This window comes from Conyzicola sp., from assembly GCF_057073975.1.
This window is the reverse complement of the sequence record NZ_JBXMIS010000015.1, coordinates 58,622-70,143: the sequence shown is the minus strand read 5'-3', so window position 1 is coordinate 70,143 and position 11,522 is coordinate 58,622. Positions and strand designations below refer to the sequence as shown.

The window sequence follows — 11,522 nt, the reverse complement described above, 5'->3', positions numbered from 1 at the left end:
GACCCGGGGCCAGTGGCCTCGGGTCTTTTCCTTGCGCCCACAAAAGTGTCGGCGGGAGTTTCAACCGCGGCCGCCGCAGGAGCGGCGGGGCGGATGAATATCGTGTGGAGCCTAGGAGAATCGAACTCCTGACCTCCTGCTTGCAAAGCAGGCGCTCTACCAATTGAGCTAAGGCCCCGGAAGGAATCCTTTGTGGGGATTCCAGTGGGGGTACCAGGACTTGAACCTGGGACCTCTTCGTTATCAGCGAAGCGCTCTAACCGCCTGAGCTATACCCCCGTTGGGCAGATACGAGAGTATCGCACCCTTGGTGAATCGAGTAATCGAGAGCCTTAATGGGTCTCGATACAACCGGCCGGAAGGGCCGGTCACTCGATCTGTCGCGGCGCCGAGCTCTGCGCTCGGCTCGCGCGTCAGTTGTTCGTGAAGCCAACCAGGAGTCCGCCGGTGAGGCGGACGCTGAAGTTGTAGAGAATGCTGGTGACGGCGCCAAGCGCGGTGCCGACCACCGTGTTGAGCAGCGCGACGATGAACGAGAAGAACGTGACCGTCAGCAGCGAGAAGCTCTGCGAGATGCTGAAGTCCTCGGTGAGGATGTCGCTCAGCAGGTCGTCGAGCTTGCCGAACACACCGGTCGACTGCAGCACGAGGTAGATCAGCACTGTTGCGACGATCAGCACGATGCCGAGCGATACGGCGACGAGGAACGAGAGCTTCACCGCCGACCAGAAGTCGATGTAGACAAGCTTGAGGCGAACCTGTTTGGTCGCTACCGGCTTCTGTGATTTTCGCTGCAACTGTTCTGCGACGCTACTCATCTACTGCCTCGTCTTTCTCGGAGGTCGTGGCCTCGGCAGGCAGCGCCTGCTCGTCGGTCTCGCCTTCCTGATTCTCCAGATTGCGCTCGCTGTTCTTAGCGAGTGCGATGATCCTGTCGTCGTCCGCAAATCGGGCGAAAACGACGCCCATGGTGTCGCGTCCCTTGGCGGGGACCTCGGCCACGCTAGACCGTACCACCTTGCCGCTGGCAAGAACCACAAGGACCTCGTCGTCATCCTCAACGATGAGGGCGCCAGCGAGATCGCCGCGCGCCTCCTGCAGCTTGGCGACCTTGATGCCCAGCCCGCCGCGGTTCTGCACGCGGTACTGGTCGGCAGCAGTGCGCTTGGCGAAGCCGCCCTCGGTGACGACGAACACGTAGCCGGCGTCGGCGACGACGCTGGCGCTCAGCAGCTGGTCCTCTCCGCGGAAGTGCATGCCGATGACTCCGGAGGTCGAGCGTCCCATGGGGCGCAGCGCGTCATCCGAGGCGGTGAAGCGAATGGACATGCCCTTGCGAGACACCAGCAGCACATCCTGCTCCGGTTCCACGAGCATCGCCGAGGTGAGCTCGTCGCCCTCGCGCAGGTTGATGGCGATGATGCCACCCGTGCGGTTGGTGTCGTACTCCGACAGCGCGGTCTTCTTGACGAGACCGCCGCGGGTGGCAAGCACGAGGTACTTCGCCGCTGCGTAGTCGCGGATGTCGAGGATCTGGGCGATCTCCTCCCCGGGCTGGAGGGCGAGGAGGTTGGCGACGTGCTGGCCCTTGGCGTCGCGGCCGGCCTCCTGCACCTCGTATGCCTTCGAGCGGTACACCCGGCCGGTGTTGGTGAAGAACAGCAGCCAGTGGTGCGTGGTCGTGACGAAGAAGTGCTCGACCACGTCATCCGCCCGCAGCTGCGCTCCCTTGACGCCCTTGCCGCCGCGATGCTGCGAACGGTAGTTGTCGCTGCGGGTGCGCTTGATGTATCCGCCCCGGGTGACGGTGACGACCATCTCCTCTTCTGGGATGAGGTCTTCGACGCTCATGTCACCGTCGAAGCCGAACATGATCTCCGTGCGGCGGTCGTCACCGAAGCGGTCGACGATCTCGGTGAGCTCCTCGCGCACGATCGAGCGCTGCTCTGCCGGCGTGGCGAGGATGTGCAGGTAGGTCGCGATCAGTCGCTCGAGCTCGTCGTGCTCGTCGATGATCTTCTGGCGCTCGAGGGCAGCGAGGCGGCGCAGCTGCATGTCGAGGATCGCGCGCGCCTGCAGCTCGTCGATCGACAACAGCTCCATGAGGCCGTCGCGGGCATCCTCTGTCGTGGCCGACCGGCGGATGAGCGCGATGACCTCGTCGAGGGCGTCGAGCGCCTTGATGTAGCCGCGAAGGATGTGGGCGCGCTCCTCAGCCTTGCGAAGCCGGAAGGTGGTGCGTCGAACGATCACCTCGATCTGGTGGTCGATCCAGTGGGTGATGAAGCCGTCGATGGGCAGCGTGCGCGGAACCCCGTCGACGATCGCCAGCATGTTGGCACCGAAGTTCTCCTGCAGCTGCGTGTGCTTGTAGAGGTTGTTGAGCACGACCTTGGCAACCGCGTCGCGCTTGAGCACGATGACGAGGCGCTGGCCGGTACGGCCGGAGGTCTCGTCGCGGATGTCGGCGATGCCGGAGAGCTTGCCCTCCTTGACGAGGTCCGCGATCTTCTGGGCCAGGTTGTCGGGGTTCACCTGGTAGGGAAGCTCGGTGACGACGAGAGCCGTGCGGCCCTGCAGCTCCTCGACCGTGACGACGGCGCGCATGGTGATGGAGCCGCGACCAGTGCGGTACGCATCCTGGATTCCCTTGATGCCGAGGATCTGCGCGCCGGTGGGGAAGTCTGGTCCCTTGATGCGCTGGATAAGGCCTTCGAGCAGCTCCTCGCGCGACAGCTCCGGATTCTCGAGCGCCCACAGCGCGCCGGCCGAGACCTCGCGGAGGTTGTGCGGCGGGATGTTGGTTGCCATGCCGACCGCGATGCCGACGGAGCCGTTGACCAGAAGGTTGGGGAAGCGCGCGGGGAGCACGAACGGCTCCTGCGTCTTACCGTCGTAGTTGTCGACGAAGTCGACTGTCTCCTCGTCGATGTCGCGCACCATCTCCATGGCGAGCGGCGACATCTTCGTCTCGGTGTAGCGCATGGCCGCGGCGCCGTCGTTGCCGGCCGAGCCGAAGTTGCCCTGGCCGAGAGCGAGGGGGTAGCGAAGGCTCCACGGCTGCACGAGGCGCACGAGTGCGTCGTAGATGGAGGAGTCACCGTGCGGGTGGAACTGGCCCATCACGTCGCCGACGATGCGAGTGCACTTGTTGAAGCCCTTGTCGGGGCGGTAGCCACCGTCGTACATGCCGTAGATGACACGGCGATGCACGGGCTTGAGGCCGTCGCGCACCTCTGGCAGCGCGCGACCGACGATGACGCTCATCGCGTAGTCGAGGTACGAGCGCTGCATCTCGAGCTGCAGGTCGATCTGGTCGACCTTGTCGTGACGGGTGTCGACGACGGCCTTCTCGAAGGTCGGCTCGACGGGGGTCGAGTCGTCTGGGGGTGTTACGTCAGCCATGGTTCGCTTTCGGTGATCGAGCTAGTCGAGATCAGATGTCGAGGAAGCGCACGTCTTTGGCGTTGCGCTGGATGAAGTTGCGCCGCACCTCCACGTCGTCGCCCATGAGGGTGGAGAAGATCTCGTCGGCCGCGGCAGCGTCATCCAGAGTGACCTGGAGGAGCGTGCGGGTCGCCGGGTTCATGGTGGTCTCCCACAGCTCGGTGTAGTCCATCTCACCGAGGCCCTTGTAACGCTGGATTCCGTTGTCCTTGGGAATGCGCTTGCCCTTGGCGAGGCCGTCTTCGAGCACCGCGTCGCGCTCCCGGTCGGTGTAGACGTACTGGTGCTCTGCGTTCGACCACTTCAGCCGGTAGAGCGGCGGCTGGGCGAGGTAAACATAGCCGTGGTCGATGAGCGGGCGCATGTAGCGGAACAGCAGCGTGAGGATGAGCGTGGTGATGTGCTGGCCGTCGACGTCGGCGTCGGCCATGAGCACGATCTTGTGGTACCTGGCCTTCTCCGGATCGAAGTCCTCGCCGATGCCGGCGCCGAACGCCGTGATCATCGCCTGCACCTCGTTGTTGGCGAGAGCCCGGTCGAGCCGTGCCTTCTCGACGTTGAGGATCTTGCCGCGCAGCGGCAGGATCGCCTGGAACTCAGGGTTGCGACCCTGAACGGCAGAGCCGCCTGCCGAGTCGCCCTCGACGAGGAAGATCTCGCTCAGTGACGGGTCTTTGCTCGAGCAGTCGCGCAGCTTGCCCGGCATACCACCCGACTCGAGCAGCCCCTTACGGCGGGTCTGCTCTCGCGCCTTGCGCGCTGCGATGCGAGCCTGGGATGCCTGGATCGCCTTGCGAATCACATCGCGCGCCTGCGTCGGGTTGCGATCGAACCAGTCGCCGAGCTCCTGGCCTGCGACGCGCTGCACGAATGCCTTCGCCTCCGTGTTGCCGAGCTTCGTCTTCGTCTGGCCCTCGAACTGCGGCTCGGCGAGCTTGACGGAGATGACGGCGGTCAGACCCTCGCGAACGTCGTCACCGGAGAGGTTCTCGTCCTTCTCCTTGATGATGCCCTTCTCCCGCGCGTACTTGTTGACGAGCGTGGTGAGGGCGGCACGGAACCCCTCTTCGTGGGTTCCACCCTCGTGGGTGTTGATGGTGTTGGCGTAGGTGTGGACGCTCTCGTTGTACGCGTTGGTCCACTGCATGGCCACTTCGAGCGAGATCTTCTTGTCGGGGGCCTCCGACTCGAACGAGATGATCTCCTCGTGGATCAGGTCGGCGTGCTTCGCCTTGTTGAGGTACTCGACGTAGTCGACGAGGCCCTTCTCGTAGAGGTAGGTGACTTCGACGTCTTCCTCGCCGCGCTCGTCGGTGAGGGTGATCGACAGGCCCTTGTTGAGGAAGGCCATCTGCTGGAATCGCGCGCGGAGCGTCTCGTAGTCGAACTCGACGGTCTCGAAGGTCTCTTTGCTCGGCCAGAAGGTCTGCTGGGTTCCGGTCTCTGTCGTCTCCTCGCCGCGCTCGAGCGGGGCGATGGGAACACCGTCGCGGAAGCTGATGCGCCAGACGTAGCCCTGGCGGCGCACCTCTGTCTCGACCTCGCTCGACAACGCGTTCACGACGGAGATGCCGACGCCGTGCAAGCCACCGGATACCGCATAGCCGCCACCGCCGAACTTGCCGCCGGCGTGGAGGATCGTCATGACGACCTCGACGCTCGACTTGTTCTCCTGCTTGTTGAGGTCGACCGGGATGCCGCGGCCGTTGTCGCGCACGCGCACGGAGCCGTCTTGGCGGATCCAGACGCTGATCGTGTCGCAGTGGCCGGCGAGGGCCTCGTCGACGGAGTTGTCGACGACCTCGTAGACCAGGTGGTGGAGTCCGCGCGGGCCGGTAGAGCCGATGTACATACCGGGGCGCTTGCGCACCGCCTCGAGTCCTTCGAGGATCTGGATCTGGTCGGCGCCGTAGCTGTCGTTGGTCTCTGACTCTGAGGGCGTCGATGTCATCGTGAGTACAGGCTCCAACCGTTTTCAGTACGTGCGCCATTCGACGGTGAGGTTCGATTGAACGCAGTCGACAGCGATTGGAGTCTACCAAATAGAGCATGCCGTTCGCCGAAAATCGGCGATCTGGGGGATTTTCGTGTCCCCAGTGACCAGATTTGCCTAGTTAGCCGTAGGTATCGCGAGGACCCCGCCCTGGAATCGCTCTGGGGCCTCTTTTCCACGAAGGGGCGTTAGGCCCTTCAAAGCGCACCGACTGGATGCCCGCGTCTGGAAAGCGCTGCGCGATCCTCGTTCCGATCTGCGATCGCATCAGCCGCAGCTGGGTTGCCCAGGCCGTCGAGTCGCACTGAACGGTCAGTACGCCATCCTCGATTCCCACCGGAGTCGAGTGCTCTGCGGTCTCTGCGCCGGCGATCTCCGCCCAGGTCGTGAGCAGCTCCGACTGCGCGAGCGAGGAGTTCCATCCCAGCTTCGCGGTGAGTCCGTCGATCACGTCGCCGAGGCCGGCGGGGTCGCGACCGGCACCGAAGGGCACGGTTGCCCCTGGTTCGCGCGTCGCCCTGCGTCGTGCATCGCGGGAGGTCTTGCTCTGGTCTCCGAAGATGCGGCGAAAGCGCGCGTAGACCGCGCGGGCCTCGTCGGTCTCGCGTCCCGGCTGGATCGGATCGCTCATTCCTCACCCTCCTCGAGAACGCGACCGGCCCGGATTCGCACCACGCGTCCCACGAGGTCTGCGGGAACATCGTCGAACACAGCGGCGGTGATCAGCACCTGCTCGAAACCACCCACGGCCGCCGCAAGGCGGCCGCGCCGCGACTCGTCGAGCTCTGCGAAGACGTCGTCGAGCACGAGCACAGGGTCGCCGCGCGTCGCATCGCGTCGCAGTACCTCCGCCGAGGCGAGCTTGAGGGCGAGGGCGAACGACCATGACTCCCCGTGGCTCGCATACCCGCGCGCGGGGAGTCCGTTGAGCTGCAGCACGAGGTCGTCCCGGTGGGGGCCTGCGAGCGTCACACCCCGCTGCAGTTCGGCGCGCCGAAGGCGCGCGAGCGCCGCGCGAAAATCTGCGGCGGCGGCGGTCGCGCTGATGGCCCCGCCGCGGAGGGCGGCGCTCTCGGGCTCCGCGTCATCCTCGCTGGATTTCGAGTGGATGCTGAGGAAGGTGCTGAGGGCCGCCTCGTGGTCGGCGCCGGCAACCGCCGCATACGCTTTCGCCACCTCTGGCGTGAGCTCTGCCACGAGCGAACTCCGCGCCTCGATGATGGCCGACCCGAACGCGACGAGTCGCTCGTCCCAGATCTCGAGGGTTGTCAGCTGCGAGACGTTCGATGCCCGCGCCGACTTGAGCAGGGTGTTGCGCTGCCGAAGCACTCGGTCGTAGTCGGTCATCACCGCGCTCATGCGCGGCGAGCGCAGCACGAGCAACTCGTCGAGGAAGCGGCGCCGACCGGATGGATCGCCGCGCACGAGCATGATGTCCTCCGGCGCGAAGATCACGCTGGAGAAGTAGCGGGGCAGCTCTCTCGGCTTGATCGCACCGCGGTTGGCCTGCGCGCGGTTGGCTCCCGTCCTGTTGATCTGCACCTCGAGCAGCACCGACTGCTCGCCGTGCTCGATGCGCGCGCGCACGATCGCCGAGTCGGTGCCCTGCCGGATCATCGCGCCGTCCGCAGACACGCGGTGCGATCCGAGGGTGCTCAGATAGCCGATCGCCTCGACGAGGTTGGTCTTGCCCTGGCCATTGCTGCCGACGAACAGATTCGCTCCCGCGCCGAGTGCAAGCTCTGCCGACTCGTAGTTACGGAAGTCGCGAAGACTGAGGTGGCTGACCAGCACCGCTCAGGCCTTGCGGACGGCGTGCCCACCAAACTGCTTGCGGAGCGCTGCGACGGCCTTCATCGAGGGAGAGTCGTCTTGACGGGAGACGAAGCGCGCGAAGATGGATGCGCTGATCGTCGGAACCGGAACGGCGTTGTTGAGCGCCTCCTCTACCGTCCACCGGCCCTCGCCCGAATCCTCGACATAGCCCTCGATGTCGACGAACTCCGGGTCCTCCTTGAGCGCCTTCACCAGCAGCTCGAGAAGCCAGGACCGCACGACCGTTCCCCGCTGCCATGCCTCGAAGGTTCCCGTGACGTCTTCGATGATGTCGTCGCGCTTGGACAGCAGCTCGTAGCCCTCTGCCCACGCCTGCATGAGTGCGTACTCGATGCCGTTGTGCACCATCTTGGCGTAGTGACCGGCGCCGGTCTTTCCGGCATGCACGAATCCCTCTGCCCGCGGGCCCTCTGGGCGAAGAGCGTCGAAGATAGGCATGGCGCGCTCGACGTCGGATGCCTCGCCGCCGGCCATGAGGCCGTAGCCGTTCTCGAGTCCCCAGACTCCACCGCTCACGCCGCAGTCAAGGTACTTGATGCCCTTCTCTGCGAGCAGCGCGGAGTGCTTGAAGTCCTCGGTGAACCGCGAGTTGCCGCCCTCGATGACGAGGTCGCCCTCGGAGAGAACCTCGGAGAGCTCGGTGATGACAGACGTCGTGATCGCGCCAGACGGAACCATGACCCAGACGACGCGCGGCGTCGGGAGCGACGCGGCGAGGTCGGCGAGGCTGGCGACGTCGGAGACGTCGGGGTTGGGGTCGTAGCCTGTGACCTCGATGTTGCTCTTGCGCAGGCGGGCACGCATGTTGTTGCCCATCTTGCCGAGTCCGATGAGTCCGATATGCACGGCGATGTCCTTCAGTTGTGGCTGGTCTAGCGCAGCAGCAGGTTGGGCTGCAGCAGGTACTTGTAGTTGTCGGCGCCTGGCTGGTCTTTCGACGACTGGCTCGTGATGAGCACGGGGCCCGGCTTGTTCGGGTTGTCGGTCTTCGTGAACGAGATGCGAACGAACTCGGAGTGCACCGCGCCAAGGCCGTCGAGCAGGAAGGACGGCTTGAGCGAGACGACCGTGTCGGTGCCGGTGAGGAAGGCATCGATCGTCTCCGATGCCTGCGCCTGCTCTGAACCGACAGCCTCGAGGGTGAGCCCGTCGACCGTGAAGCTGAAGCGGAGTGCCGCCTCACGCTCGAGCACGAGAGCGACGCGGCGGACCGCCTCGATGAGCTCTGCGGTGTTGATGACCGCGTAGTTGTCGACAACCTCGGGGAAGAGTCGCTTCACCGGGGGGAAGTTGCCCTTGATGAGGAGGGAGGTGACGGTCTTCTTGTCGGCCTGGAAGGCGATGAGCTCTCGCTCGTCGCTGTTCGTGATCGCGACAGAGATGGTTCCGCTGTGCCCGAAGGTCTTGCCGATCTCGATGAGAGTGCGGGCGGGAACGAGGGCGGTGAGTCCTTCGACGGTGCTGTCGCCGCCATCCCATTCGATCTCGCGAACGGCGACGCGGTATCGATCGGTTGCGACGAGCGAGAGGCTGTTCTCTGTCACCTCGAGCTGCACGCCGGTGATCACCGGGGTGACATCGTCACGGGATGCAGCGACAGCTACCTGCGAGATGGCATTGGAGAACGCCTCGGCCGGCAGCACTCCCGACTGGGTCGAGACCTGTGGAAGAGTCGGGTACTCCTCGACCGGCATTCCGGGAAGAGTGAAGTTTGCGGTTCCACAGGCAACGGTGATGCGACCCTCGTCGGCCGAGAATCGCACTGGCGCGTTCGGAAGCCGGCTGGCGATCTCGGCAAGAAGTCGACCGGAGACGAGAACCTTGCCCGGCTCCTCGACCTCTGCGGAGATCTCGGTCTGCGCTGATACCTCGTAGTCGAAGGACGACAGGGTCAGCCCCGACGCAGTGGCCTCGATCAGCACACCGCTCAGGATCGGCAGGGTTGTGCGCTGGGGAAGGAGCTTGACGGCGAAGGACACCGCCTCACTGAAGGTGTCGCGATTGACCTGGAACTTCACGAAGGTAACCCCTGTCACGTCGGATGTTGCACGTGGCCCATAGGTGGGCCGGGCGTTAATACTGTCACAGCAGGTAGGCGGCGTGACCCCAAGGGTTATCCCTCATCCAATCAAAGGTTTTAAAGGGATAAGAGCATTAACCGCTGTGGAGACTGTGAGTAACTCCCACGATGCGTTGAGCGCTATGGGAACTACAACGGTGTGACTTGTTGGCGCCTTGTGGAACCGGACTACGAGTATCGGGGAAAGTGTGATTCGCCGATCGACCGGATTCCACATCGTGCGCTGACTCGTCAACAGCTCGAGCGGCGCGTCGCGAGGGTTATCCACAGGGTTTCCACACCGTGTGAAAACTAACTACTTGTTGGTGAACCGGTGGTTCTGCTTGATACGGCTCGTCAGCTCGGTCACCTGGTTGTAGATGGAGCGGCGTTCCTTCATGAGCTCGGTGATCTTCTTGTTGGCGTACATCACCGTGGTGTGATCTCGATTGCCGAAGAGCTGGCCGATCTTGGGGAGAGAGAGGTTGGTCATCTCCCTGCAGAGGTACATCGCGATCTGCCGTGCCGTCGCGACCTGCTGCGACCTGGACGAGCCATAGAGGTCGTCGACAGAGAGTTTGAAGTAGTCGGCGGTGTGGGTGATGATGTCGACCGGCGCGATGACGTTGTCATCGTCGAGCGTGATCAGGTCTTTGAGAACCGTCTGCACGAGGGCGAGGTCGATCGGCTGGCGGTTGAGGCTGGCGAACGCGGTGACCCTGATGAGGGTTCCCTCGAGCTCACGGATGTTCGACGACACCTTCGATGCCATGTATTCCAGGATCTCGTTGCCGACCTGGAACTTCTCGCTCTGCGCCTTCTTGCGGAGGATGGCGATACGGGTCTCGAGGTCGGGTGCCTGCACATCGGTGATGAGGCCCCACTCGAAGCGCGACCGCATCCGGTCTTCGAAACCGGTGAGGTGCTTCGGCGGCAGGTCGCTGGTGATGACCACCTGCTTGTTGTGGTCATGCAGTGTGTTGAAGGTGTGGAAGAAGGCCTCCTGGGTGGAGTCCTTTCCCTGCAGGAACTGGATGTCGTCGATGAGCAGGATGTCGATCTCGCGGTAGCGGGACTGGAACACCGACGCCCTGTTGTTGGCGATCGAGTTGATGAAGTCGTTGGTGAACTCCTCCGAGCTCACGTAGCGAACGCGGATGCCAGGGTAGAGGCTCTCTGCATAGTGGCCGATGGCGTGGAGAAGGTGGGTCTTGCCGAGGCCGGAGTCGCCGTAGATGAAGAGAGGGTTGTATGCCTTGGCCGGCGCCTCGGCCACGGCAACCGCCGCAGCATGCGCGAATCGGTTCGAGCCGCCGATGACGAAGTTGTCGAAGTTGTACTTCGGGTTGAGCCGGGAGTCCGATCGACGACCAGACGACGCACCCTCGGCCGGAGACGGAACCACCACCGGCTCGATGTAGGAGGTGTCGCTGAGCTCGTGCGCGTCCTCGAGCACATCGTGCTGGATATCGGGGTTGACCACGATCGCGAAGTTGGTGACCTCGACGTCATCTCCGAGACCGGCGATCGCATTGAGGAGGGGCAGCCGGATGCGCTGCTCGAGCATGCCGCGCGTCAGCTCGTTCGGAACCTCGAGGTAGAGCGTTCCGGCCATGACGCCGCGCGGCTCGACGAGGCTGATGAACCCGTGCAGCTGCGGCGTGATGCGATCATCGGATGTGAGCTGAGAGAGAACCGACTGCCAGATCCCCTGGGTGGGGTCCACGGGATCGGTCATGTTCCCTCTCAAGGGCTCGGTGTTACTCACAGGGTTATCCACTGTGTGTAACTAGCTGGAAGCGATTCGTGCCGCGAGTTCTCAAGGAACTGGGCAACTCGCTTTACCTTAGTTCTTACCCGCGTGTCCTTACCAACCCCTGTTATCAACATGTGGAGAATGGTCGGTTGCATGGCGGTGGTTTGACCGCGGGGGTTTAACCCCGTATTTTTAACCAGTTGACTTCCGCCTTCGGGCATCCCACATCTTTCCGGCTCCAAAAGCTGGTATTTGGAGATACAGCTATGAGCAAGAGAACCTTCCAGCCCAACAACCGCAAGCGCGCCAAGGTGCACGGCTTCCGTCTTCGCATGCGCACCCGCGCCGGCCGTGGCATCCTCGCTGCGCGCCGCGCAAAGGGTCGCACCGAGCTGTCCGCGTAGTTCGCTCCAACCCACTTCGGGTTTCGG

9 protein-coding genes and 2 tRNA genes are annotated in these 11,522 nt (G+C 63.9%); 1 reads left to right on the top strand and 10 read right to left on the bottom strand.

Features of this window, described 5'->3' with window-relative positions; translation table 11 throughout:
• Nucleotides 1-105 precede the first annotated feature (105 nt).
• The 10 genes from AC14A7_RS01350 to dnaA all read right to left on the bottom strand — a co-directional run bounded on the left by AC14A7_RS01350 (nt 106) and on the right by dnaA (nt 11,073).
• A tRNA-Ala gene (locus AC14A7_RS01350) sits at nt 106-178 on the bottom strand.
• 27 nt (nt 179-205) lie between these two features.
• Nucleotides 206-279, bottom strand: a tRNA-Ile gene (locus tag AC14A7_RS01345).
• A gap of 134 nt (nt 280-413) precedes the next feature.
• Entirely contained in the window at nt 414-818 is a 405-nt protein-coding gene (locus AC14A7_RS01340) for a DUF3566 domain-containing protein (protein ID WP_484006078.1), read from the bottom strand.
• The gene (gyrA, locus tag AC14A7_RS01335) at nt 811-3,405 is read right to left on the bottom strand and encodes a DNA gyrase subunit A (RefSeq protein ID WP_484006077.1); all 2,595 of its coding nucleotides are present in this window, start codon (nt 3,403-3,405) and stop codon (nt 811-813) included. The genes AC14A7_RS01340 and gyrA overlap by 8 nt, the downstream gene beginning before the upstream one ends.
• Nucleotides 3,406-3,436: 31 nt before the next feature.
• Nucleotides 3,437-5,398 (bottom strand): DNA topoisomerase (ATP-hydrolyzing) subunit B, encoded by a 1,962-nt coding sequence (gene gyrB, locus AC14A7_RS01330; protein WP_484006076.1) that lies wholly within the window; start codon nt 5,396-5,398, stop codon nt 3,437-3,439.
• 163 nt (nt 5,399-5,561) lie between these two features.
• Nucleotides 5,562-6,071: a DciA family protein gene (locus AC14A7_RS01325; protein ID WP_484006075.1), complete on the bottom strand. Its 510-nt coding sequence runs from the start codon at nt 6,069-6,071 to the stop codon at nt 5,562-5,564.
• Nucleotides 6,068-7,234 (bottom strand): DNA replication/repair protein RecF, encoded by a 1,167-nt coding sequence (gene recF / locus AC14A7_RS01320; RefSeq protein WP_484006074.1) that lies wholly within the window; start codon nt 7,232-7,234, stop codon nt 6,068-6,070. The genes AC14A7_RS01325 and recF overlap by 4 nt, the downstream gene beginning before the upstream one ends.
• A gap of 3 nt (nt 7,235-7,237) precedes the next feature.
• Complete coding sequence (gene gnd, locus AC14A7_RS01315) at nt 7,238-8,122, bottom strand: phosphogluconate dehydrogenase (NAD(+)-dependent, decarboxylating) (protein WP_484006073.1); 885 nt, start codon at nt 8,120-8,122, stop codon at nt 7,238-7,240.
• A gap of 26 nt (nt 8,123-8,148) precedes the next feature.
• Nucleotides 8,149-9,294 (bottom strand): DNA polymerase III subunit beta, encoded by a 1,146-nt coding sequence (dnaN, locus tag AC14A7_RS01310; protein ID WP_484006072.1) that lies wholly within the window; start codon nt 9,292-9,294, stop codon nt 8,149-8,151.
• Nucleotides 9,295-9,651: 357 nt separating this feature from the next.
• On the bottom strand, nt 9,652-11,073 hold the full coding sequence (gene dnaA, locus AC14A7_RS01305; RefSeq protein WP_484006071.1) for a chromosomal replication initiator protein DnaA: 1,422 nt from the start codon (nt 11,071-11,073) through the stop codon (nt 9,652-9,654).
• 284 nt (nt 11,074-11,357) lie between these two features.
• On the opposite strand from dnaA, the gene rpmH reads away from it, so the two are divergent.
• The gene (rpmH, locus tag AC14A7_RS01300) at nt 11,358-11,495 is read left to right on the top strand and encodes a 50S ribosomal protein L34 (protein ID WP_484006070.1); all 138 of its coding nucleotides are present in this window, start codon (nt 11,358-11,360) and stop codon (nt 11,493-11,495) included.
• Nucleotides 11,496-11,522 lie beyond the last annotated feature (27 nt).